Here is a 24,209-nt window from a genome sequence, read left to right as displayed (position 1 = left end):
TCCAGCCTACCGACGCCCACGCGCGGCCCCACGGGTTACGCTCGGGGCATGCGAACGAGCGCGCGATGGATCCTTGCCGGTTCGATGGTGTTCGCGGGGCTGAGTCATCTGTTCTGGGCGCGGCGCGAGTTCCAGGCCCAGGTGCCCGATATCGTCACCGACGTACTGCCGATCGACAAGGACGGCGTCGTCGTCGCGTCGGGTGCGGTCGAGGTCATGCTGGGCCTTGCGTTGGTGGCGCTGCCGCGAGAGCGTCGTCGCGTCGGTGCCCTCCTTGCGGCGTTCTTCGTGGCCATCTTCCCCGGCAACATCGCGCAGGCGATGGGCCAGCGGCGCGGCTTCGGTCTCGACAGCGACCGGTCCCGCATCGCACGGCTGTTCTTCCAGCCCGTCCTCGTCGCGTGGGCCCTGTGGAGCACCCGGCGCTGACGCCCGGCGCTGACGCCCGACGCTGACAGCGGTGCGGACTCAGCGGTCGGCGACGAGCCGCACGCGGACGATGTTCGTCGACTCGTCGAGCTCTGCGACGGTCGGGTGCGCTTTGACGAAGTCGGAGAACGAGCGGTGCCCGAGGCCCTTCTCGCTGAAGGAGGGGTCCATCCGCTTCACGAGATTCTTCACCGCCGACAGGTGCACCCATTCCTCGTCGGTGCGCTCCTGCTCCAGGCGCAGGGCACGGGCCAGGAGGTCCGCGGTGGGGTCGGCGGCGGCGCGCTTCCGGCGGCTCGACGGCGTCGACTCGGGCTTCTTCGGCGGCTCGGGCGCATGCACCCCGGGCAGGGTGTCGTAGGCGTCGAACTGGTCGCAGGCGGCCGCGAGAGACTTGGCGGTCGAACCGGCAACGCCCACTCCCACCACGATCCGCCCCAATCGCTTGCAGCGCTGCGCGAGCGGCACGTAGTCGCTGTCGCCTGCGACGATCACCACGTGGGTGAGGTCGGGAAGGCGGAACATGTCCTCGACCGTGTCGACGGCGAGGCGGATGTCGGCCCCGTTCTTGGCATACGCGGCCGCCGGGAAGAGCTGCACCAGGTCGACGGCGCGGGCGACCAGCTGTGACCGGTACTCCGCATTCACGGGCGACGACCAGTCGGCGTAGGCGCGCGTGAGCACCAGGGTGCCGAAGGATGCCGCGTAGTCGATCACCGCGCCGACGTCGATCGTCGCGTCCTTCAGGCGCTGCGCGACCTCGGGCTCGGTCGGGTCTTCGGCGATGCGCTGACGATCGCGGGCGAACGAGTTCCGCCCGTGGACGCGGTCGTACCAGCTCATGACGATGTTGTCGAAGTCGAGGTACACGGCGACGCGGTTCTGCGGATCGGGCATGGGACCAGTGTGTCAGGCCCGCGGTGCGGGCGGTGGGGAGGATCGCGGGATGCGAGAAGCCACAGCGTGCTCATAGACTCGCGGCATGCCCTACGTCTTCTCGCTGCTGGTGTTCGTCGGCATGGTCTTCGCGATCGTCGACATCATCATGCGAGACCAGAGTCAGGTGAAGCACCTGCCCAAGACGATGTGGCTCATCCTGGTCATCCTGCTGCCGCTGCTCGGCACGATCCTGTGGTTCGCGATCGGCCGCGAGTGGCCCGAGCGGCAGTCCGCGCCCCGTCCGCCGCAGTTCGCTCCGTGGGCGTCAGAGCCTCCCGCACCGCCGACCGTGCGCCGTGAGGCGAGGTCGACCGAGCAGCAGCTCGCCGACCTCGAGCGCGAGATCGAGGAGGATCGGCTACGGGCCGAACTCGCCCGTCGCAGGGCGCAGCAGGGCGATGGCGGGCAGGCCTGACGCGGGCAGCAACCTGATCGCTCGTGGATGCCGGGCCGGTCAGCCTGCGTTCTTCCGCTTCGGCGGGTAGATGACACCCACCTGGGCGCGCACGTCGTCGAGCGCGGCCATGATCGCCACACTCTCGCCGAACGGCAGCAGCTCGCTGTCGCGTCGCCCGTCCGCGAGGAGCTGTTCGGCGTACAGCGCCTGGTACTGCATGCCGCGCCCGTCCACCTCGGAGCGGTACTCCTCGATCACCCGACGGTCCGCATCGGTCACGCGGAACGTCGTCGGGCAGTACCAGACCGGATCGATCGCGATGCTCGCCTCCGACCCCACGATGTGCGCCACGTTGGGTCCGGCGCCGCGCGACGAGATCGCGAAGGAGGACACCGCGCCCGTGCCGTGGACCATCGATCCGACCACCTCGGTGTCGGCGCCGGTGTCACCGAGCCGACCGAGCGCGCGGATGCCGGTCGGTGCACCCAGCACGTCCCAGATGAACGACACGGGGTAGATCCCGAGGTCAAGCAGCGCCCCGCCCCCCAGCTCCAGGGCGTTCAGCCGGTGTGAGGGATCGGCGCTGATCCGCTGCGTGTGGTCGGCGAAGACCGTGCGCACCTCGCCGAGCGCCCCCGAGCGGACGAGCTCGCGAATCCGCGCCATGTGGGGCAGGTAGCGCGTCCACATCGCCTCCATGATGAGGAGGTCGGCGTCGGCGGCGAGGTCGCGCAGGGCCGTCGCCTCGTCGGCATCCAGCGTGATCGCCTTCTCCACGAGCACGTGCTTGCCCGCCTGGAGCGCGAGCGCGGCATCCTCGAAGTGTCGTCCGTGAGGCGTGGCGACGTAGACGATGTCGACGTCGGGGTCTTCGACGAGCGCCTCATAGGAGGAGTGCGCACGCGGGATCTCGTACTCGTGTGCGAAGGATTCGGCTGCCTCGGCGCGACGCGAGCCTACGGCGGCGACGGTGAGGCCCGCCGTCCGCAGGTCGCGGGTGAAGGCGTGCGCGATGCCGCCCGTAGCGAGGATTCCCCAGCGAAGTCCGGTCATGCCCCGAGCCTAACCGTAGGCTCGGAGCATGACTCACTCTGCGTCGGAGCAGGCCGCCCTCGAGCGGTTTCGCGAGTTGCTGCGCATCCCCACCGTGTCGCACGCCGACGAGAGCCACATCGACGTCGCGGCGTTCGATCGGTTCATCGAGACCGTCGAGCGGCTCTACCCCGCGGTGCATCGCGCGCTCGAGCGCGAGATCGTCGCCGGTCACTCGCTGCTGTATCGGTGGCGCGGCACGGATGCCGGGGCGGAGCAGCCGATCGTGCTCATGGCGCACCTCGACGTCGTCCCCGTGGTCGCCGACGAGTGGAATCACGATCCGTTCGGGGCGGAGCTCGTCGGGGAGCGGGCCGAGGCGGAGATCCATGCGCGAGGGGCGATCGACGACAAGGGCTCGCTCGTCGCGATCCTCGAGTCGGTCGAACAGCTCGTCACGGAAGGGCGTGCGCCGGCGAGCGATCTCTACCTCGCGTTCGGCCACAACGAGGAGACCGCCGGCGACGGTGCGCGCGCGATCGTGGCGATCCTGCGCGAGCGCGGCGTGCGGCCGGGGCTGGTGCTCGACGAGGGGGGAGCCGTCGTGGACGGCGTCATCCCGGGAGTCCAGGTGCCCACGGCGATGGTGGGCGTCGCCGAGCGGGGCGTCATGACGCTCGTCCTCACCGCCCGGGAAGCCGGGGGGCACGCCTCGACCCCGCCCGCGCTGCCGGCCACCGCGCGGCTCGCACGAGCGATCGACCGCGTCCACCGGCATCCGTTCCCGGTGCGGATCGCCCCGCCCGTGCGCGCGCTGTTCGCCACGGTCGCCCCCCACGCGCCGCAGCCGCTGCGGTGGGTGTTCGGCCACCTCGGTCTCACCGGTCCGGTGCTGGCGCGGATCTTCCCCCGACTCGGTCCGGAGATGAACGCGATGGTGCGCACGACTGCCGTCACGACGCAGCTTTCCGGCGCACCCGGCGAGAACGTGCTGGCCACGACGGCACGCGCCACCCTGAACATCCGGCTGCTCACGGGGGACACGGTCGCGGCGGCCACCGCACGCGTGCGCCGCGTCGTCGGTGACCCCGAGGTGGAGATCGAGGTGCGCCACGGCTCCGACCCGTCGCCCGTGTCGCCCTGGCGCGGCGCGGCGTGGCGCCGGATCTCCCTCGCGGTCGCCTCCTCTCTCGGCCGCGAGATCGTGACGACCCCCTATATACAGCTCGGCGCAAGCGACAGCCGCTGGTTCACGGAGATCAGCGAGAACGTCTACCGGTTCACGCCTTTCCACCTCACGCGGTCCGAGCGTGACGCGCTGCACTCTCACAACGAGCGCATCCGCGTGGATGTCTGGCTGCGGGGGATCGGGTTCTACCGCGCGCTCATCGAGGGCTGAGCGGCGGCGGTACGTCGCCGAGCCCCAGCAGGAAGTCGAGAATCTGCCGCGCCGGCGCCTCCCGCACCGGACCGCGGCCGAACTCCCATCCGGCATCCGTCGCGTGGAGCGTGTTCGCGCCGACGACGGCTCGGCGGTCGCGCGGTGTGCGCGTGACGGCATACAGGGCCGCGGCGCCGCTCGTCAGGGGATCGAGGACGACCTCCCGGGAACCCGCGAGCCGCAGCAGTGCCGCGACAGCCTCGGTGAGGGGACGGATGCCGCGGCGCCCGCCGGCATCGAGGGCGTCGGCGACCTCGGGCAGCGTCTGGCCGTGGAACTCACGATCGAGGCGGGCATCGAGGAGGAAGCGCTCTGCGGCATCCGGCGCTCCCGCGCTGAGGAGGTGGGCCTGGCGCACCACCTCCGCCAGCTGGTGTCGGCGGTCACCGGTGACACCGGACTCATCGCCGCGGGGGCGGTTGCTCAGCGGGAGGTGCCGCGACAGATCGGCCATGGGGCCCAGCCTAGGCCGCGCGCGGCGTGCCTCGTAGGCTCACCTCGATGTGACAGATGCGGTGCCTGTCACACGCAGCGCGGAGCGTTCTCGTGTGACAGTCACATTCTTTCGGGCTCACACGCCGAAAAACCGTGCATAATGGCCTCAATCGATGTGACCGTACACATCGATGAACTCGGAGAAGCATGAGCGACGACGCCGGCGGACGCAGGCCCAGCATCCGAGACGTGGCGCGCCTGGCCGGGGTGTCTCACCAGACGGTCTCCCGCGTGCTCAACGATCACCCGAGCATTCGGCCGGAGACCCGGGATCGCGTCGTCGCGGTCATGGCCGAGCTCTCGTACAGTCCCAATCGCGCGGCGCGCGCGCTCGTCACGAGCCGCTCGCGCACGATCGGCATCCTCGCGGCCTCCGCGACGCAGTACGGCCCCGCGTCGTCGATCGCCGCGATCGAGGCGGCCGCGAGAGCGCGCGGGTACTGGGTCTCGACGGCCAACATCGACGCGTCCGACGCGCAGTCGATCCCCGACGTGCTCTCGCATCTCATGGCGCAGTCCATCGAGGGTCTCGTCGTCATCGCACCCCAGGTGCGGGTGTTCCGCGCGATCGCCGCGCAGCGGCTCGACGTCCCGTACGTCACGCTCCAGTCGACCGACCTCGACCCCGACCACACGCTCAGCGTCGACCAGATCGCCGGTGCCCGTATGGCCACGCGGCACCTCATCGAGCTCGGACATCACTCGATCTACCACCTCGCCGGACCGCAGGACTGGATCGAGGCGGAGGCGCGGATGCGGGGCTTCCTGGAGGAGATGAGTGCGTGGGACATCCCGACGACGGCGCCGATCCTCGGTGACTGGACGGCGGAGTTCGGGTACTACGCGGGTCGTGAGCTGCTGCGGTACCGCGACTTCACGGCGATCTTCTCGTCCAACGATCAGATGGCGCTCGGGCTGCTCCATGCCATCCGGGACGAAGGCCTCGACTGTCCGCGCGACGTGAGCATCGTCGGATTCGACGACATCCCGGAGGCATCCCACTTCTGGCCGCCGCTGACGACGGTGCGACAGGACTTCGCCGAGCTCGGCCGTCGCTGCGTCGATCTGCTCCTCGGCGGCGGCGCCGATCACGCCGCGCCGGCCATCATGCCGGAGCTGCTCGTGCGGTCCTCGACGGCCCGCGCAGCGCGGCTCTGAGCGCCGTTACGAATCCGAGACAACCGCGGAGTTGACACGACCGACAGGGTCATGGCTATAGTGTCGCAATGTGAACGGTCACATGAACCGTCACATCACCCACCCGAACTGCGGTGGGGGACAAGGGAGTCTGCACGGTGGTGTCAATGAAGGACGCGGATCGCTACGTCAGCGGCGTCAAGACGGAAGTCGCGATCGCCCGCACCCGGGCCGAAGTGGCCGCGCTGCACGCGGAGCTGGTGCGTTACGGCCTCGTCGTCTGGACCGGCGGCAACGTCTCCGGGCGGGTGCCCGGTGCAGACCTGTTCGTCATCAAGCCCTCGGGTGTCTCCTACGATGACCTCGCACCCGAGAACATGATCCTCTGCGACCTCGACGGCGCCGTGATCCCCGGCACGCCGGGCAGTGACCGGTCGCCGTCCAGCGACACCGCCGCGCACGCCTACGTGTACCGGAACATGCCCGAGGTCGGCGGCGTCGTGCACACCCACTCGACCTACGCGGTCGGCTGGGCGGCGCGGGGCGAAGAGATCCCCTGCGTCATCACCGCGATGGCCGACGAGTTCGGCGGTCCGATCCCGGTCGGACCGTTCGCGATCATCGGCGACGACTCGATCGGCCGAGGGATCGTTGACACCCTCACGGGACACCGCAGCCGCGCGGTCCTCATGCAGAATCACGGCCCGTTCACGATCGGTGCGACGGCGAAGGATGCCGTGAAGGCCGCCGTCATGCTCGAAGACGTCGCCCGCACGGTGCAGATCGCCCGTGAGGGCGGCGAGCTCCTCCCGATCCCGCAGGAGTCGATCGACGCCCTGTACGACCGGTACCAGAACGTCTACGGACAGACCACCGACGACCGCCGGTAGCCGGACCGGGGGACACCCCGACCCGGAAAGCGGTCACCACCGAACACCAAGAACCCATGACAGAGATGTCTTCGGGAAAGGAAACACAGTGAAGATCAAGAAGATCATGCTGGCGACCGTCGCGGCGGGGGCGCTCCTGCTCACCTCGTGCTCGGGCAACGCGACGCCGGGCACCACCGACGGCGGCGACAGCGGCAACGGCGACGGCGGCCTCATCGGCGTCGCGATGCCGACCAAGAGCTCCGAGCGCTGGATCCAGGACGGCGACGCCGTCAAGGCCGCGCTCGAGGGCCAGGGCTACACCGTCGACCTCCAGTACGCCGAGGACGACATCCCCACGCAGGTGTCGCAGATCGAGAACATGATCACGAAGGGCGCCGAGGCTCTCATCGTCGCCTCGATCGACGGCACGACCCTCTCCGAGGTTCTGCAGACGGCCGCCGACAGTGACATCCCGGTCATCGCCTACGACCGCCTGATCAAGGGCACCGAGAACGTCGACTACTACGCGACCTTCGACAACTTCCTCGTCGGCCAGCAGCAGGCGTGGACCGTGCTCAACGGCCTCGGCCTCACGGAGCTCGACGGCTCGGCCAAGGCCGACGCGCCCGCCGGTCCGTTCAACATCGAGCTGTTCGCCGGTTCGCTGGACGACAACAACGCGTTCTTCTTCTTCAACGGCGCCATGGACGTGCTGCAGCCCCTCATCGACGACGGCACGCTCGTCGTGAAGTCGGGTCAGACCACGATCGAGCAGGCCGCGACGCTGCGCTGGGACGGCGAGACCGCTCAGAGCCGCATGGAGGACATCCTCACGGCCAACTACTCGGACGGCTCGCAGGTCGACGCGGTGCTCTCGCCCTACGACGGCATCTCGCGCGGCATCATCTCGGCTCTCACCGACGCGGGCTACTCCGTCGGCGACGAGTGGCCGATCATCTCCGGTCAGGATGCCGAGGTCGACTCGGTCAAGGCGATCCTCTCCGGCGAGCAGTACGCGACGATCTTCAAGGACACGCGTGAGCTGGCCAAGGTCGCAGCCGACATGGCGGTCGCCGCACTGAACGGCGAAGAGCCCGAGGTCAACGACACCACGACGTACGACAACGACGTCAAGGTCGTTCCCTCGTACCTGCTGGCGCCCGTGCAGGTCGTGAAGGACAACGTGGAGTCGGCACTGGTCGACACCGGTTACTGGACGGCGGAGGAGCTCGGGCTGTAAGTCCGACCCGTGTCGCGGCGGTGGCGGGAATCCCTCCCGCCACCGCCGTCATCCGGTAACCTCCCCCCTAATCCCCACAAGGAAGTCGGAGATCGTGAGCGAAACCATCCTCGAGATGCGTGGCATCACCAAGACGTTCCCGGGCGTGAAAGCCCTGTCGAACGTGAACTTCAGCGTCGAGCGCGGCGAGATCCACGCGATCTGCGGTGAGAACGGCGCCGGCAAGTCCACGCTGATGAAGGTGCTGTCCGGCGTCTACCCGCACGGCAGCTATGACGGCGAGATCCGCTACGCGGGCGAGGTCGTCGAGTTCAAGAACCTTCGCGACAGCGAGGCGCGCGGCATCGTCATCATCCACCAGGAGCTCGCGCTCAGCCCGTACCTGTCGATCGCGGAGAACATCTTCCTCAACAACGAGCGCAAGGCCGCCGGCGGGCTCATCGACTGGAACAAGACGAACTACGAGGCGGCAGCCCTGCTGAAGCGTGTCGGTCTCAAGGAGAACCCGACCACGAAGGCCAACCAGATCGGCGTCGGCAAGCAGCAGCTCGTCGAGATCGCGAAGGCGCTCTCGAAGGAGGTCAAGCTCCTCATCCTCGACGAGCCGACCGCCGCGCTCAACGACGAGGACTCCGACCACCTGCTCGACCTGATCCTGAGCCTGCGCGAGCAGGGGATCACGTCGATCATCATCAGCCACAAGCTCAACGAGATCAAGAAGGTCGCCGACACCGTCACCGTCATCCGCGACGGCAAGACCATCGAGACGATCGCCAAGACCGACGTGACCGAAGACCGGATCATCAAGGACATGGTCGGTCGCGATCTCGAGCATCGCTACCCCGACCACGAGCCGCAGATCGGCGAGGAGCTCCTCCGCGTCGAGAACTGGACCGCCCACCACCCCCAGGACCCCAGCCGCGTCGTCGTCGACGACGTGTCGCTGCACGTGCGGGCGGGTGAGATCGTCGGTATCGCCGGACTCATGGGTGCTGGTCGCACCGAGTTCGCGATGAGCCTGTTCGGCCACAGCTACGGTTCCCGCATCTCCGGCAAGGTGTATCTGCGCGGACGCGAGATCAAGACCCGCACCGTCGCCGAGGCGATCGAGAACGGCATCGCCTACGCCACCGAGGACCGCAAGACCTACGGCCTGAACCTCATCGAGGACATCAAGCGCAACATCTCGATGGCCTCGCTGAAGAAGCTCGAGAAGGCCGGCCTCGTCGACGACAACGAGGAGTACAAGGTCGCCAACGGCTACCGCAAGAGCATGAACATCAAGGCGCCCAACGTCCTGGTGCCGACGGGGAAGCTCTCCGGCGGCAATCAGCAGAAGGTCGTCCTGTCGAAGTGGATCTACTCCGACCCCGAGGTGCTCATCCTCGACGAGCCCACGCGCGGCATCGACGTCGGAGCGAAGTACGAGATCTACACGATCATCAACAAGCTCGCCGCGGAGGGCAAGGGCGTCATCGTCATCTCGTCCGAGTTGCCCGAACTGCTCGGCATCTCCGACCGCGTGTACGCCCTCTCGGAGGGCCGGATCACCGGCGAGCTGCCGATCGGCGAAGCGACCCCCGAAAACGTCCTCAAGCTCATGACCATGGAGAAGCCCCGCTGAGGGCAGGAGAACCGCACATGTCCAACGACACCCTTTCCCCCGACACCGCCGCCGGCGGGCTGGTCAACCCGCCGGAGAACAAGTTCACCCGGTGGCTCACGACGCTGCTGTCCGACCTCGGGAAGAACGGCATCTTCATCGCCCTCATCGCGGTAGTGGCGCTGTTCGCGATCCTGACCAACGGCATCCTGCTGCGTCCGCAGAACATCTCGAACCTCGTCGTTCAGAACGGCTACATCCTCGTGCTGGCGATCGGCATGGTGATGATCATCATCGCCGGCCACATCGACTTGTCGGTCGGCTCCGTCGCCGCCTTCATCGGCGCCGTGTCGGGCGTCCTGGCCGTGAAGATGGGGTTGCCCTGGTGGTTGGCGATCCTGCTGTCACTCCTCATCGGTGCCCTCGTCGGCGCTTGGCAGGGCTTCTGGGTGGCCTACGTCGGCATCCCGGCGTTCATCGTGACGCTCGCGGGCATGCTGATCTTCCGCGGGCTCGCTCTCGTCGTCCTCGGTAACGCGAACATCGGCTCGTTCCCGACCGAGTACCGGGCGCTCGGTAACGGGTTCCTCTCGGGCTTGTTCGGCGAATCCGATCCAGACCTGTTCACCCTCGCGATCGGAGCGGTCGCGATCGTGGCCCTCGTCGTCCAGCAGATCCGCACGCGCACCGGGCGTCAGAAGTACGACCAGGAGGTCGACCCCTTCCTGTGGTTCGTCGTGAAGCTCGCCCTCATCGCCCTCGTCATCGGCTGGTTCGCCTGGGCGCTCGCCTCGTACAAGGGCATCCCGGTCACCCTGATCGTGCTCGCCGTGCTCGTGCTCGTGTACGGCATCGTCATGAACCGCACGGTGTTCGGCCGCCACATCTACGCCATCGGCGGCAACCGCCACGCCGCGGAGCTGTCGGGCATCAAGACGCGCCGCGTCGACTTCTGGCTCTTCGTCAACATGGGTGTGCTCGCCGCGCTCGCCGGTCTCATCTTCACCGCACGACTGAACCTGGCCGGCCCCAAGGCCGGTGACGGCTTCGAGCTCGAAGCGATCTCGGCAGCCTTCATCGGCGGTGCCGCGGTGCAGGGCGGTGTCGGCACCATCGGCGGTGCGATCATCGGTGGTCTCATCATCGGTGTGCTCAACAACGGCATGTCGATCATGGGCATCGGCATCGAGTGGCAGCAGGCCGTCAAGGGTCTCGTGCTGCTCCTCGCCGTGGCCTTCGACGTCTACAACAAGCGCCGGGCCGGCCACTGATGGGTCTCTTCGGCGGTGGGGCACCGGACCGGGACGAGTTCTCCCGGTCCGATGACCCCGCCACGGGCGGCGGCATCTCGACGGCGCGCATCACGATCTGGATCGTCGTCGGCGCGATCGGCTGCTACCTGGTCGTCTCGGGCGTCATCGGCGGCCTCACCGCAGGCGCCTGAGCGAAGGTCGTCCTCCCGCTACGGCAGGAGGACGACCTTCCCGTCGATTCCGGCTTCCACGCTCCGATGCGCCTCCGCGGCCTGCGCGAGCGGTAGTTCCCGCCCGATCTCCACGGAGAAAGCACCGGCGGCGAGCAGCTGCAGGGTGGCGGGGATCGCCTCGGCGCGCCAGGCCTGCTCGACAGGGCTGAGGGGGCGCGGACTCCCGCCCATGAAGGCACGGATGCCGAGGGCATCGGCATCCTTCCCGCGCACGAGGGTCGCGATGCGCCGGCGGTCGGCGACGAGCGCGAGTGACGCGTCGAGTGCTTCGTCGGTGCCGGCGATGTCGATCACGGCGGTGATGCCCTCGGGGGCGGCGTCGCGCACCCGATCGAGCAGTCCGGGCTCGTACGACACCGGCGTCGCGCCGAGCTGCCGCACGCGGTCGGCGCGACGATCGCTCGTCGTCGCGAGCACCTTTGCTCCCCACAGCACGGCGTATTGGATGACGGCCTGACCCACCGCCCCCGATCCGCCGTGGACGAGCAGGGTGTCACCGGGGCCCACGGCGAGCGAGCGCAGCGTCTGATAGGCCGTTCCGAAGGGGATGCCGAGGGCGGCGCCGACGGCGGCCGACACCGACGGGGGACGCGGCCAGGCGCGATCCGCCGGCACGGCGAGATCGCTCGCGTACGCGCCTGCCACTCCCGCGAGCACGACCGCGTCGCCGGGACGGAAGCCTTCCACCCCGTCGCCGACAGCGGTGACGACGCCCGCGGCATCCGCTCCGACCCTGCGCGGCTCGGTGATCTCAGCCGAGGCGCGCGCGCCGGAGCGGAGCTTGTGGTCGAGGGGGTTCACGCCCGCTGCCTCCACCCGCACCGCCAGCTTCCCGGGCGCCGGATCGGGCGTGACGATGTCGGTGAGGGTGAGGACCTCGGGTCCTCCGAAGCGGGTGTAGGTGATCGCCTGGGCCATCACTCCACGCTACTCGCGACCGGAGAGGGCCTTGGCGATGCGCTGCGGCGACACCGGCTCGGCGGTACCGAGGCGCTGCGCGTAGAGACTGACGCGGTACTCCTCGAGCAGCCACCGGGTGCGCTCGAGCGCAGGGGGAGCGTCGGCGGGAAGTGGAACGGCGCCTCCGGCCTCGAGGAAGGACGCCGCGGCGCGCTCGAACTCGGTCATCCGCTGGCGGTCGCGACCGGGATTGTCGGCGAGCCCGCGCACGCGGTCGGCCGCCGCTTCGAGGTAGCGGGGGAGGTGCCCCAATCTGGCGAGGCCGATGCGCGAGACGAAGCCGGGGAAGACCAGCCCGGCGAGCTGCCCCTTCACGTCGCCGAGCGCTCCGAGCAGGGTCATCGAGTTCTGTCCCCGGATCTCCCGCTCCACGTCGCGCAGGCGCGTGAGGATGCGTGCCACGAGCGACACGGCCTGGAAGAGCTCCTCCACGACCACCGCCGAGAACGCCGCGCGCACCGCCTCGAACTGGTGGCGCGTGCGGACCTCGGGAGTCGTCCGGGCGAGGACGGCGTCGGCGACGGCGACCCGAGCGTCCTCGATGAGCGCCTTCGCGGACGGGTACGGCGACGTCGCGAGGGCGAGCTTCTCGGCGGCGGTGAGATGCTCCAGCACGTAGGCCGACGGTGAGGGCACCGCCAGCAGCAGGAGACGCCGCACGCCGTCGTGCGTGAGGCGCGCAGCACGCTCGGCCGTTGCTTCGATGCGGACCGCCACGGAGTCCTTCTCGTCGACCAGCGCGGGATAGCCGCGCACGACACCGCCGGCCACCCGCGTGTCGACGACGGGAGGCAGTTCGTCGAGATCCCACGTCGTGAGCCCCGCGCGTTCGGCCACCGTCGCGCCGGTCGACGGTCCCGTCGGCGCCGCCGCTGTCGCCCTCGCGACGGCGGCGCTCCCCGGAGCGGCCGGCGTCGCCGACAGCGAACGGGCCACGGCGGTGCGTGCCTTGCCGGCCAACCGGGCCTGCAGCTCGGGGAGGTCGCGCGCGGAGCCGAGGGCGCGGCCACGCTCGTCGACGGCGCGGAACGAGACCGTCAGGTGCGCCGGCACCCGATCGAGATCGAAGTCCGCGGCGGTGACGGGTTGGTTCGCGACCCGCTGGATGCGTGCGGCGAGGGCGGCGCGCAGGGTCTGAGCCGGCACGCCGTCGTGCGATTCCGGCCCGTCGGCGGCGAGCTCGGCGCCGAGCTTCGCGGCCCAGTCGGCTGCGGGGACCACGTGGCGGCGGATCGACTTCGGCAGGGCGCGCAGCAGCGCTGCGATGAGCTCGTCACGCATGCCGGGCACCTGCCAGTCGAAGCCCTCGGCCGAGATCTGCGCCAGGAGGGCGAGGGGCACCACGACGCTGACCCCGTCGTCGGGCGCTCCGGGTTCGAACCGGTAGGCGAGCGACAGCACCTGGTCGCGCTGCTGCCAGCGCGAGGGGAAGTCGGCCTCGCCGGCGCGAGAGGCGTCGTCGACGAGGTCGGCCTCGGTCATGTCGAGGAGTCGTGGGGTGCGCGCCGACGTCTCGCGCCACCACGTCTCGAACGAGCGCGCGTCGAACACGTCGGCGGGAACCCGGGCGTCGTAGAAGCGGTAGACGGCTTCGTCACCGACGAGGATGTCGCGTCGGCGCTCGCGCTCCTCGAGCTTTTCCAACCGTCGGCGCAGCTCGAGGTTGCGTCGCTCGAACGCCGTCAGTCGCTTGTCGAGATGCTGACTGTTCCAGTCGCCCTCGACGAGGGCGTGGCGCAGGAACAGCTCCCGCGCGAGCGCCCGGTCGGTGCGCGCCAACTGCACGCGGCGCCGCGGGATGATCTCCACCCCGAACAGCGTCACCTTCTCCGCCGCCACCGCCGCGCCGGCGTCCTTCGACCAGTGCGGATCGCTGAGGCTCCGGTGCGCGAGATCGCCGGCGAGCTCCTCCGCCCACGCCGGGTCGATGACGGCCACCGTGCGCGCGAACAGCCGGGAGGTCTCGACGAGTTCGGCCGCCACGACGGCATCCGGTGTCGCACTCCCGCGCTTGGACCCGTGCAGTCCGGACCCGGGGAAGATCGCGAACGAGGCGCCGCGCGCCCCCCGGTACTGCGCGAGCGGACGGCGCTTCTTGTCCGCGGCGCCGGCCGCGAGGCTGCGCGTGTCGAGGATGCCGATGTGCGAAAGCAGCCCCGACAGGATGGCGCGGTGGACGGCATCCGGGTCGGCCGCTCCCGCCGCCTCGCGAGGGGAGGACGTGCGCGTGAGGGTGCGGAGCTGACGGTGCACGTCGAACCACTCGCGCACGCGGACGTAGTTCAGGTGCTCGGCGCGGCAGAGCCGCCGGAACGCGCTGGAGCCGAGCTCGCGCTGCTGCTCCTGCAGGTGGTTCCACAGGTTGAGCAGAGTGAGGAAGTCGCTGGTCGGGTCGATGAAGCGGGCGTGCAGCCTCTCGGCCTCTTCCCTGCGGTTGCCGTCCTCCGCCGACGGGCGCTCCCGGACGTCCTGGATGGACAGGCCCGCGACGATCGCCAGCACATCGCGGGTGACCTCCAGCCGCTCGGCCTCGATCAGCATGCGGGCCAGCCGCGGGTCGATGGGAAGGCGCGCGATCTCGCGCCCCGTGCGGGTGAGGCGCCACTGCGGCGGCCCGTCGCCCCGCGGGGGCCGCTCGTCGTGTCCGCGTCCCCGGCGGGCCGCCGGCCGCGGCGGCGAGACGGCGCGCAGCTCGGTGAGCAGCTCGAGCGCGGCTTTCACTCCCCGGGAATCGGGCCGTGTCAGGAAGGGGAAGGCGGTGATGTCGCCGAATCCCAGCGCGAGCATCTGCAGGATCACGGAGGCCAGCGAGGTGCGCAGGATCTCGGGCTCGGTGAAGGCGGGCCGCGCCTCGAAATCCTCCTGCGCGTAGAGGCGGATCGCGATACCGGGCGACGTTCGTCCCGCCCGCCCCGAGCGCTGCTGCGCGGACGCCTGGGAGATCGCCTCGATGGGCAGGCGCTGGATCTTCGACCGGGCGCTGTAGCGAGAGATCCGCGCCGTGCCGGCGTCGACGACGTAGCGGATGCCGGGAACCGTGAGGCTCGTCTCGGCGACGTTCGTGGCGAGGATCACCCGGCGCCGCACTCCCGCGACCGCGGAGGGCTCGAACACGCGGTGCTGCTCGGCGGCCGACAGCCGACCGTACAGCGGCAGCACCTCCGTGGGGCGGGCGTCGTTCGCATACATGCCGCGGACGGCATCCGTCGCGTCGCGGATCTCCGCCTCGCCCGGCAGGAACACGAGCACATCTCCCGCGGGCTCGTGATCGAGTTCGCGCAGCCCCGCCAGGAGAGCATCGATGTCGTCGCCGTCGGCTCCCTCGGCCGCCGCCGTCGGGGGACGGTAGCGGATTTCGACGGGGTACGTGCGTCCGGACACCTCGATGACCGGTGCCGGCACACGGTCGCTCTCGGGACCTGTCGCGAAGTGGCGCGCGAAGCTCTCGGGATCGATCGTCGCCGACGTGATGATCACTTTGAGGTCGGGGCGCTCGGGAAGGATGCGGGTCAGATAGCCGAGCAGGAAGTCGATGTTGAGCGACCGCTCATGCGCCTCGTCGATGATGATCGTGTCGTAACGGCGGAGCAGCCGATCGCGATGGATCTCGTTGAGGAGGATGCCGTCGGTCAGGAGAGCGACCTGGGTCTCTGCCGACACCTGATCGGTGAAGCGCACCTTGTAGCCGACGACGCCGCCGAGGGGCACCTGCATCTCGTGAGCGATCCGCTCGGCGATCGTGCGAGCCGCGAGCCGCCGGGGCTGCGTGTGCGCGATGCTCGTGCGACCGAGCTCCAGGCAGATCTTGGGGAGCTGCGTCGTCTTGCCCGACCCGGTCGCCCCGGCGACGATCACCACCTGATGCGCGGCGATGGCCGCCGCGATCTCCTCGCGCGCCGCGCTGACGGGCAGCTCGGGCGGGTAGGTGAGGACGGGCGCAGACATGGCCTTCCATCGTAGGCCGCCGCGGGTCAGGACGGCGCGTCGAGGAGGGCCAGATCTGCCGGGATGACGAGACGGGACAGGAGCGCGTGCTCGACGAGACGCGCGCGCCGGTTGGTGGCGAGCTTGCCGACGCCGCCGCGCAGCCCCGGCACGCCCTCGCGGTCGAGCTTGTCGCAGACGGCGTCGAGCTTGCGGTTGAAGGTCGTCAGCGGCCACCCCAGCCGCGCGGCGGCCTGGGCCGACGTCGGGATCTGGCTCTGACCGAGCATGCCGTCGCGCAGCATGGGCTCGCACAGCGCCACCACCAGCTGGCGCTGGCTCGGCGTCAGCGAGACGCTCCCGATCGTCATGTGGTGCGGGTCGTCGACGTCCGCGACCAACGGCGCGGAGTGGAACGCCGCCTGGGCGCAGAGCACGACGAGTTCGTAGGTGTATGGGCCGGCCGTGAACAGGAGCACGAGGCGGGGGAAGACGAGCGGCACCTTCGCTCCCGGCCCGAGCATCGCCTGGTAGACGCCGTCGCCCGTCGACACGCTCACGCCAATCGACTGCCCGACGTTCGCGAGCCACCACAGCCCGCCCTCGTACGTGAACGCGAGCAGCCGGCGGTGCAGGTACTGGTTCTCGTCGACGACGAGGTCGCCCTCGCGGCCGATCGTGAACGGACCCGGTCGCTCGGGGGAGAACCACTCGCCGGCGAACTCGATCTGCAGATCGGCGACGGTCGTCGTCGCGTCGATGACGTCGGTCACGAGGCCACCAGCACGGCGAGCACGGCGACCGCACCCACGATGAGCAGGACGAAGGCGAGGACCACGAGCACCGCCACCGTCAGGCGCGCGCGACGACTCACTCCCACCTCCCGCACGACCCGGGCGTCGGAACGCACGCGCGAAGCGCCGGGGGATGTCGCGGGACGGTCGATCGTCGGCAGCGGCTCCCGCCTCACGGTGTACGACGCGTCCTCGGCGGTGGACCCGGGAACGTGTGCGAGGCGGTCGCCCGGCCGGGGGGCGGCGGTGCGCACGGCGGCCGGTCGCGTCGCTCGTCCACGCGGTGCGACAGGAGTGCCCGGTGTCGCGGGAGCATGAGCCGTGCCGGGGGCGTGGAGTTCGGGGGCACGATCGACCGCGCGGGTGCGCTCGTCGAGGGGCGGCAGATCGCGCCGGATCTCGGTGCGCTCATCGTCATCGTTCATCGGCTTCACTCTCGTCCACATCCGTGCATCCGTTATCGACCTCGTGCTCGCGTGCGACGGCTGCGAATCGTCGCCACTTCGATCGTGGTGGAATCGGCCGACATCGACAACCCTCCGGTCACGTCGTCGCTGCGAGGGCTCACGCCTCCGGCGACCGTGTCCACCACGACCGCCGTGATGTTGTCGCGGCCGCCGAGGGCCACCGCTTGAGCGACGAGTGCGTGCGCCGTGCGCGCGGGAGCGCCGCCCAGCATCAGCCCCGCGCGGAGAGCCTCATCGGTGAGCTCGACGGACAGGCCGTCGGAGCAGAGGAGGAGGCGCTCGCCGGTGACGATCGGTAGGAGCCAGTAATCCGCGGGGCTGCGTTCCTCGCCGACGGCGCGGGTGATGACGTTGCGACCAGGGAATCCGGCGGCGTCGGCGGGCGCGAGCCGTCCGGCATCCACCATCTCCTGCACCACGGAATGATCGACGGTGACCTGCTCCAGACGGTCGCCGAGCAGCCGGTACACGCGTGAGTCGCCGATGTTGACGACGAGCCAGCGCTGCTCGTCGTCGTGGCGCACGGCCAGCAGCGCCGTCAGGGTGGAGCCGGCGCCCCGGGAGGTGCTCGCCGCGATCGAGGCGACGGCCGCGTGCGCGGTGTCGACGGCGCGCGTGACGTCGTCGACGGTCAGGTGGCCGCGCTCGGTCAACGGCCGGAACACGTCGATCACCGCCGCGCTCGCCCGATCTCCCGCGTCGTGACCGCCCATCCCGTCGGCGACGACGAAGACCGGCATCCGCGCGAGGAAGGCGTCTTCGTTCACGTCGCGACGACGGCCCGCATCGGTGTGGGCGCCTGCCCGGGTCTGGAGCGACGTCATCCGTCCGACCGGAGTTCGAACATCGCATCGCCCAGGAAGAAGCGGCCGTCGACCGCGGCCGACCCGATCACCTCCGCGCCCGCGTCGGGCGACGCGCCCACGAAGACGCCGTTCGTCGAGTCGAGGTCGGTGACGACCCACCCCGACGACGAGAGCGTGAGGAGGGCGTGCGTCTTGGACACGGTGCGGGTCACATCGTCCACGGCGACCGTCTGCGCCTGGGACGCGCGAGCCGGGGCGACGGGATTGCGCCCGAGCACGACGGCGTCACCGCGCAGCCCGACCGTGTTTCCGCCCGGAAGGACGAGCGACCACGCGGGGAGCCGGCGTCCGGCGAGCACCGTGCGCTCCTCCACTTCGCCCGTGGCCGGAGCGGACGGCGCCTGCGCGGCCGCTGCCGGCGCGGGAAGGAACGCGGATGCCGGTGTGCCCGCCGCCGACGGCGGGGTGCTCGTCGGGGCCGTCGCAGGTGCCCCGACACCGGCGGAGGTCGACGCCGGTGCCGTGCCCGCAGTCGGCGCGCCCGGGGGCGCCCACGGGTTGGGAGCGGGGCGGCTCGGTGCGCCGAAACTCGGGGCGGGTCCCGCGGAGAAGGCGGGCGGAGTGGACGGAGCCTCGAAGGCGCCGTTGCCGCCGAAAGCGGGAGCGCTGCCGAAGACGGGGGTATCGCCGAAGGCGGGGGCCGGGGCGGGACGCGACGTGAAATCCGCCAGCGCGGGAACCGCGGGAGCGGCGGGGGCGGCGGGCATCGCCACTTGAGGGGGAGCAGATGCGGCGGGCGCGGCAGGGCCGAGCCAACGCGCCGAGCCCCACCCGACGATGCTCGCCCAGACCGGGAAGAGCAGAACCCCGAGCACCGTGTGGCCGACCCCCAGGCCGAAGCCCCGGTTGACGCCGAGGAGCATCCGAATCTGCAGGATCAATGCGGGCACGAACACGACGAGCCACAGCAGGGCGGGGAAGGCAGCGGCGGCCGCGAGCGCCGCCTGGGCACCGCCCGGGTCGCCCCCGAATGACGCCTCCAGGGCGGCCGCGCCGAGGATGCCGCTGAGTGCCACCGCGCCGCCGCCCACGACGATCGCGCCGCCGGCGATGACGGCCGCCCACCAGCCGCGCATGCCCGCGAGCTCGAACAGGGTCCAGGCGTTCAGCACCGGGACCCACGCCTTCCACGGCGCCGCTCCGGCTTTGCGGAACACCGCCGAGAGAGCCAGCGCGATCCACACGTACACGCCGACGGCGACGATCGCCTGCGTCACCGTGAGGAACCCGATCGCCCCCGCCATCTGCTCCGCCGCCACGATCTGTCCCGTCACTGTCCTCGACCCCTCACCGTATGTCGTTCCCGTCGTTCGTCCGTGCGCCTCACCGGACGCGCCCGCTACGGCGCACCAGTGACCTGAGCGAGAGCCTCGCGCGCAGGCGCGCCCACCATCCTCGCTCGGCGATCAAGCGGGCTCGTTCGGACTCCACGATCTCCCAGAATCGATCGGAGTCCGACGTCGTCGGCGCCTCCGCGTCGAAGACCGACCGGTCGGCCCACGATGCCAGCAGCGCCACGCGGCTCGTCGTGTCGCCGCGGGCGTGCAGCGTCGCCACCTCCTGTCGGGTCCGCGTCCCGGGCCCTGGAAGGCCGCTGTCGATCGCGGCGTCGACGTATTCGTCCCATCCGCCGGTCATACGGTCCGTGGCATCCGGTGCTGCCCGCCGCGCCCGCCGGCGCAGAGCCTTCACCAGCAGGATGAGCAGGAACGGACCCGTCACGATCAGCAGGGCGGACAAGGCGATGCCGCCGATGCGCGCCGCCGCCCAGACCGCGCTCCAGTCGATCGAGTCGACGACGGGGTCGTCGGGTCGCTCGCCCGCGTCGGCGGGGTCGGCGTCGCCCGGGAGCACCTGCTCGGCGTTCTCCTGGTGGACCTCCGTGGGAACCTCCGGGTCGCGCACCTGCAGATCGTCGGGGGACATGCCGTTCTCGTGCTGCGGTGTCACGTCCACCGGCACCCAGACGCCCGACGCGTCCTGCACCTCGAGCCACGCCGACAGGTCGCCGCCGCGGCAGGCGCCGTCTTCGCAGGCGGGCAGCTGGTCGCCGGTCAGTCGCGCGCCGAGGACGATGCGCGACGCGAAGCCCAACTGGTCGGCGATCATGAGCGCCGCGACCGAGAACTGCTCGTCGTCGCCCACCGCCGCGACCAGGAGCGCGTCGTCGTCGCCTCCGACATCCGCCTGGCGCTGCAGGAGCGCCGTGAACATCGCGTCGATGCGATCGGTGGAGTGGCCCGCACGACTCGGTTCGAACCCGGCCCCGCCGAGCTCGGCGCGCCACAGAGGCGGATTCTGCGGGTCGATCGTCAGTGCGTGGCTCAGGTATCCGCGGGCGCGCAGCCGCTCGATGAGGAACGCGAGACCCTCGCCGCCGCCGGGCGCCTCCTGGGCGCGCATCCAGTCGATGAGGCTCTCGGGGACGAGTTCGGCGGGCAGGTGCGGCGCGCTGCGCCCCGGCACGAGTTCGGACACGGCCGGCTCCGTCGTCTCGACGGCCGCCGCCTGACGGTACGACACCCCCGGGCCGAGCGGTGTCGAGCCGAGGACGACGCCCGTCTGCGCATCGGGACTGTAGAAGAAGCCGTCGGAGAGCCCCGCCGCTCCGGTGCCGCGGAACTGCACGCCGGTGAGCGAGCCCACGGTGGGCAGCCAGACGTCCGAATAGTCCAGCACCGTCACTTCGGCGGTCGTGGCGCGGGTGCCCGAGGGCGCCGGCAGCGACGACGGTACGCGCACGAAAGCCGTCGCCTGATCCGAGCCCGTGGCCGGGTCGATGACCCGCGCCAGCCGACCGTCGTAGTACGAGAGGGTCGCCAGCCGCACCCGGTCGACGTCCGAGGTCACGGCGAACAGCACTTCGTCGAACCGGTCGTCGGCGAAGTAGGAGCGGTACTGGGCGAGCGGCGAGAGCTGTGCTTCGATCTCCAGACGCGGGTCGATCCGCTCTCGGAGGACGTCGCGCGGTTGTCCCGCGACGGCGATCGGTGCGGCGATCGCGCCCGCCACCAGGGCGATGGCGACCATCGCAGCGGAGATCGCGGCCCGGCCTGCGGTCGCCGAACCGCTGCGACTGGTCGTACGGATGCCGGTGGCCGCTTCGGCCGCCCGCAGCGCGCGGCGTCGGTCGTCGAGCGTGCGCCAGACGACGTAGGCCAGCGCGAGCAGGACCGCTGCGGCGCCGACGGCCATCTCGACGGGACCGGGCACGACCAGACCGCCCCAGCGCAGCGGGTCGCTGAGGGTCGGAGCCCCGAACAGGACCCCGAAGACGGGAAGGAAGAGGCCGAGGATCGGCGCCAGCACCCACAGCCGTCGGGCGCGCCAGGCGAGCGACAGCGCTGCCGTGGGGACGGCGATCCAGACGAGGAAGACGGGGGCGAGCGTGGTCTGGTAGGTGCCGAGCGGGAGATCGAGCGTCAACAGATCCTTCCAGCCGGTGACCGGTGCCGTCACGACGCCGAGGAACCCGCGGAGCAGCTGATCACCACCGCCGGTCATCATCGTGGGCGCGACGGTGGGCAGGCCCAGCACGACGTACACGCCGAAGGTGAGGAGCGACAGCCACCAGCCCGACAGCCGCCACCGCACGCCTGCCCACGCCAGGATGTGCGCGGATGCCAGGGCGACGGCGACGACGAGCACGAACGCGGGGGTGCGGTAGATGGGCCACGCGGAGACGGCGCCGACGAGGAAGAGGAGGTCGAGCAGGACGGCGCTGACGACGAGCAGGCGGGTCGTCGGCCGGTCCGCGCGGAAGGACTGGCGGCGTGAGCGGCGACTCTGCAGCGGGGCGACGCTCATGCCTGGCTCCCTCGGGCCAGCAGCTGGCGCAGGTCGTCGAGGAGACCGATCGACATCACCGAGACCGACCCGAGCCGCCGGTAGCCGGGCTCCGCCTCGGGGTTGCAGATCACCGCGACGACGCCGACGTTCGCGGGGAACGCGAGGGCGGCCGTCTGCAGCGATCGGGCCGTCTGCGTCGAGCCGCACACGAGGAACGCGATCGACGCGTCCGGATGCATCTCGGACGCCAGCGAGGTCACCTCGCCGAGTGCGCTGGCTCGGGCGGCGCGCTCGACGGCGCTGAGGTCGTCGAGCAGCGTCCGGGCGCTCACGGTCGCCAGTTCTCGGATCGTGCGGGCCGAGGCACGCACGAACTCGGGGACCTCGCCGCCGAGCACGACGTCGACGTCGCGGCCGTCGCGGATGCCGCGCACACCGATCGAGGCGGCCGCGCTCACCGCGAGTTCGAACTCGTCGTCGGTCGCGTACTCCGACTCCGACACGGCGAGGGCGACGACCATGCGCGAGCGCCGGGTCTCCTCGTACTGGCGGACCATGAGCGTGCCGGTCTTCGCCGTCGACTTCCAGTGCACCTGGCGCTGCGCATCGCCGGGGACGTACTCGCGGATCGCGTGGAAGGAGATGTCGGCGTCGACGACGGTGCGGGAGGCGCTCCCCTCGAGATCGCGGATGAACCCCGCGCTCGTGCTGCGCAGCGGCGTCGTCACGGGGTGCACCCACAGCGTGTGCATGTCGGCCCACGTCGCCTCGCGGGACAGGATGCCGAGCGGATCGCCGCGCACCGTGCGGGCCGGTCCGACCTGGATGACACCGCGCCGGTGCGTCGGGACGACCACCTGCTCGACGTGGTGGTGGTCGCGACGCAGGAGCGGGATGTAGACGTCGACGAGCCCTTCGCCCACGGGGATGTCGATCCTGCCCGGCAGGGCGATCCCGCGACCGACGTTGGTGACCGTGAGGGTTCCCGACACCTGCGTGCCGGCGACGACCCGGTCATGACCGAGCGACAGGTCCACGTCGTAGGCGCGCGCGCTGAAGAGGAACGGGACGGACAGGAGCACGAGGACGCCGGCGAGCACGCCCGCCACGACGAACTCGATCCACCCGAAGGACAATCCGAGAACCAGGCCCAGGGCCGCCGTCGCGACCAGCATCCAGCCCGCGACCGACAGCGTGCCCGACACCCACTCCGCCGCCGCTCCCACGCCTGCCTGGGCGCGACGCCACCAGCGCAGACCGCGCAGCGCGAGCGCGGTCGACGAACTGGCCGTCGAATAGCGCGTGCGGGAGTATCCGGTGCCTCCCGTCGCCGCGGAGGCCCGTGTCAGACGCGACTCGGTGTTCGAGCTCACACGGTCTCTCTCTGACTGGGGGGCACGGTGTCCAGCAGCACCTGTCCGATGACCGCCTCCGCCGTCACACCGTCGAACTCGGCCTCCGGGTCGAGGATCAGACGGTGGGCGAGCACAGCCTCGCCGAGCGACTTGACGTCGTCCGGGGTCACGTAGCCGCGGCCGTGCGCGACCGCCCAGGTCTTGGCCGCCTTCGTGAGCGCCAGCGCGCCGCGCACGCTCACGCCCATGCGCACCTGGGCCGCCAGGCGGGTCGCTTCCACGATGCGCGCGATGTAGTCCAGTACGAGCGGATTGACGTACACGTCGCGGGCGATGTCGGCGAGGCCGATGACGCCCTGCGGAGTGATCGCCGGTGCGACCTCGCGACGCATCGTCGAGCTGCCCTCCAGGATGCGGACGGTGGCGGCGTGATCGGGGTACCCCAGGCTCGTGCGCATCATGAAGCGGTCCAGCTGCGCCTCGGGCAGCCGGTACGTGCCGGCCTGCTCCACGGGGTTCTGCGTCGCGACGACCAGGAACGGCACGCCCACGCGCCGCGTGACGCCGTCGACGGTGACCTGCCCCTCTTCCATGACCTCCAGGAGCGCCGACTGCGTCTTGGGTGACGCGCGGTTGATCTCGTCGGCGAGGACGATGTTCGCGAAGATGGGCCCCTGGTGGAAGTCGAACTGGCCGCTGCGCTGGTCGTACACGGTGATGCCCGTGACGTCGCCGGGGAGGAGGTCGGGCGTGAACTGGATGCGCGTGCTCGTTCCCTGCACCGTCTGTCCCATCGCGCGGGCCAGTGACGTCTTGCCCGTGCCGGGGACGTCCTCCAGGAGGAGGTGTCCTTCCGAGAGCATCGCGGTGAAGGCGAGCTCCACGACGTGACGCTTGCCGAGGACCACCTGCTCGACGTTGTCGACGAGTGTCGTGAAGGTCTCCTGAAACCAGGCGGTCTGCTCCGCGGTGACGGTCATCGG

General features: G+C 70.6%; 21 protein-coding genes. 9 read left to right on the top strand and 12 right to left on the bottom strand.

Going from position 1 to position 24,209, the window contains the following annotated elements:
* Positions 1 to 48: 48 nt before the first annotated feature.
* Entirely contained in the window at positions 49 to 429 is a 381-nt protein-coding gene (locus ACSQ18_RS09450) for a DoxX family protein (RefSeq protein WP_436036990.1), read from the top strand.
* 39 nt (positions 430 to 468) lie between these two features.
* On the opposite strand, the gene ACSQ18_RS09445 is transcribed toward ACSQ18_RS09450, so the two are convergent.
* The gene (locus ACSQ18_RS09445) at positions 469 to 1,326 is read right to left on the bottom strand and encodes an NYN domain-containing protein (RefSeq protein ID WP_144808417.1); all 858 of its coding nucleotides are present in this window, start codon (positions 1,324 to 1,326) and stop codon (positions 469 to 471) included.
* An 85-nt stretch (positions 1,327 to 1,411) separates the two neighbouring features.
* Here ACSQ18_RS09445 and ACSQ18_RS09440 point away from each other — a divergent pair, with 85 nt between their 5' ends.
* Positions 1,412 to 1,783, top strand: coding sequence for a PLDc N-terminal domain-containing protein (locus ACSQ18_RS09440; RefSeq protein WP_436036989.1), 372 nt, complete (start codon positions 1,412 to 1,414; stop codon positions 1,781 to 1,783).
* Between the two features lie 39 nt (positions 1,784 to 1,822).
* On the opposite strand, the gene ACSQ18_RS09435 is transcribed toward ACSQ18_RS09440, so the two are convergent.
* A complete protein-coding gene (locus ACSQ18_RS09435) occupies positions 1,823 to 2,818 on the bottom strand; it encodes a Gfo/Idh/MocA family protein (protein ID WP_436036988.1) in 996 nt (331 codons plus the stop codon).
* 28 nt (positions 2,819 to 2,846) lie between these two features.
* Between ACSQ18_RS09435 and ACSQ18_RS09430 the strand changes: the two genes are divergently transcribed.
* A complete protein-coding gene (locus ACSQ18_RS09430; protein WP_436036987.1) occupies positions 2,847 to 4,196 on the top strand; it encodes a M20/M25/M40 family metallo-hydrolase in 1,350 nt (449 codons plus the stop codon).
* Here ACSQ18_RS09430 and ACSQ18_RS09425 read toward each other — a convergent pair.
* On the bottom strand, positions 4,183 to 4,692 hold the full coding sequence (locus tag ACSQ18_RS09425) for a hypothetical protein (protein WP_436036985.1): 510 nt from the start codon (positions 4,690 to 4,692) through the stop codon (positions 4,183 to 4,185). The genes ACSQ18_RS09430 and ACSQ18_RS09425 overlap by 14 nt on opposite strands.
* 188 nt (positions 4,693 to 4,880) lie before the next feature.
* Here ACSQ18_RS09425 and ACSQ18_RS09420 point away from each other — a divergent pair, with 188 nt between their 5' ends.
* From ACSQ18_RS09420 to ACSQ18_RS09395, 6 genes are all read left to right on the top strand, one after another.
* Complete coding sequence (locus tag ACSQ18_RS09420; RefSeq protein WP_144808407.1) at positions 4,881 to 5,891, top strand: LacI family DNA-binding transcriptional regulator; 1,011 nt, start codon at positions 4,881 to 4,883, stop codon at positions 5,889 to 5,891.
* A 146-nt stretch (positions 5,892 to 6,037) separates the two neighbouring features.
* Positions 6,038 to 6,760, top strand: a complete 723-nt coding sequence (locus tag ACSQ18_RS09415) for an L-ribulose-5-phosphate 4-epimerase (protein WP_436036984.1) — start codon at positions 6,038 to 6,040, stop codon at positions 6,758 to 6,760.
* Positions 6,761 to 6,866: 106 nt separating this feature from the next.
* Positions 6,867 to 7,982, top strand: coding sequence for a multiple monosaccharide ABC transporter substrate-binding protein (chvE, locus tag ACSQ18_RS09410; protein WP_436038420.1), 1,116 nt, complete (start codon positions 6,867 to 6,869; stop codon positions 7,980 to 7,982).
* A 94-nt stretch (positions 7,983 to 8,076) separates the two neighbouring features.
* Entirely contained in the window at positions 8,077 to 9,606 is a 1,530-nt protein-coding gene (mmsA, locus tag ACSQ18_RS09405; protein WP_301040500.1) for a multiple monosaccharide ABC transporter ATP-binding protein, read from the top strand.
* A gap of 17 nt (positions 9,607 to 9,623) precedes the next feature.
* Positions 9,624 to 10,856: a multiple monosaccharide ABC transporter permease gene (gene mmsB / locus ACSQ18_RS09400; protein WP_436036982.1), complete on the top strand. Its 1,233-nt coding sequence runs from the start codon at positions 9,624 to 9,626 to the stop codon at positions 10,854 to 10,856.
* Entirely contained in the window at positions 10,856 to 11,029 is a 174-nt protein-coding gene (locus ACSQ18_RS09395; protein ID WP_436036981.1) for a hypothetical protein, read from the top strand. The genes mmsB and ACSQ18_RS09395 overlap by 1 nt, the downstream gene beginning before the upstream one ends.
* 18 nt (positions 11,030 to 11,047) lie before the next feature.
* Here ACSQ18_RS09395 and ACSQ18_RS09390 read toward each other — a convergent pair whose 3' ends face one another.
* Genes ACSQ18_RS09390 through ACSQ18_RS09350 form a run of 9 tightly spaced genes read right to left on the bottom strand, consistent with a single transcriptional unit; the run spans position 11,048 to position 24,206 of the window.
* Positions 11,048 to 11,989: a quinone oxidoreductase family protein gene (locus ACSQ18_RS09390; protein WP_436036979.1), complete on the bottom strand. Its 942-nt coding sequence runs from the start codon at positions 11,987 to 11,989 to the stop codon at positions 11,048 to 11,050.
* Positions 11,990 to 11,998: 9 nt separating this feature from the next.
* Entirely contained in the window at positions 11,999 to 15,976 is a 3,978-nt protein-coding gene (gene hrpA / locus ACSQ18_RS09385) for an ATP-dependent RNA helicase HrpA (RefSeq protein ID WP_436036977.1), read from the bottom strand.
* A 26-nt stretch (positions 15,977 to 16,002) separates the two neighbouring features.
* The gene (locus tag ACSQ18_RS09380; protein ID WP_436036975.1) at positions 16,003 to 16,728 is read right to left on the bottom strand and encodes a hypothetical protein; all 726 of its coding nucleotides are present in this window, start codon (positions 16,726 to 16,728) and stop codon (positions 16,003 to 16,005) included.
* Positions 16,725 to 17,174, bottom strand: a complete 450-nt coding sequence (locus ACSQ18_RS09375) for a hypothetical protein (protein ID WP_436036973.1) — start codon at positions 17,172 to 17,174, stop codon at positions 16,725 to 16,727. The genes ACSQ18_RS09380 and ACSQ18_RS09375 overlap by 4 nt, the downstream gene beginning before the upstream one ends.
* A 32-nt stretch (positions 17,175 to 17,206) precedes the next feature.
* Positions 17,207 to 18,040, bottom strand: a complete 834-nt coding sequence (locus tag ACSQ18_RS09370) for a PP2C family protein-serine/threonine phosphatase (protein ID WP_436036971.1) — start codon at positions 18,038 to 18,040, stop codon at positions 17,207 to 17,209.
* The gene (locus ACSQ18_RS09365) at positions 18,037 to 19,356 is read right to left on the bottom strand and encodes a DUF5684 domain-containing protein (protein ID WP_436036970.1); all 1,320 of its coding nucleotides are present in this window, start codon (positions 19,354 to 19,356) and stop codon (positions 18,037 to 18,039) included. Before ACSQ18_RS09365 ends, ACSQ18_RS09370 begins: the two co-directional genes overlap by 4 nt.
* 49 nt (positions 19,357 to 19,405) lie before the next feature.
* Complete coding sequence (locus ACSQ18_RS09360; RefSeq protein ID WP_436036969.1) at positions 19,406 to 21,889, bottom strand: transglutaminase domain-containing protein; 2,484 nt, start codon at positions 21,887 to 21,889, stop codon at positions 19,406 to 19,408.
* Positions 21,886 to 23,244 (bottom strand): DUF58 domain-containing protein, encoded by a 1,359-nt coding sequence (locus ACSQ18_RS09355; RefSeq protein ID WP_436036967.1) that lies wholly within the window; start codon positions 23,242 to 23,244, stop codon positions 21,886 to 21,888. Before ACSQ18_RS09355 ends, ACSQ18_RS09360 begins: the two co-directional genes overlap by 4 nt.
* A complete protein-coding gene (locus ACSQ18_RS09350) occupies positions 23,241 to 24,206 on the bottom strand; it encodes an AAA family ATPase (RefSeq protein ID WP_436036965.1) in 966 nt (321 codons plus the stop codon). Before ACSQ18_RS09350 ends, ACSQ18_RS09355 begins: the two co-directional genes overlap by 4 nt.
* Between the last annotated feature and the right edge of the window lie 3 nt (positions 24,207 to 24,209).

The sequence above is a fragment of the Microbacterium sp. LjRoot45 genome (assembly GCF_964253325.1).
In the GTDB taxonomy this organism is placed as follows: Bacteria; Actinomycetota; Actinomycetes; order Actinomycetales; family Microbacteriaceae; genus Microbacterium.
This window is presented reverse-complemented; position numbering and strand designations above follow the sequence as displayed.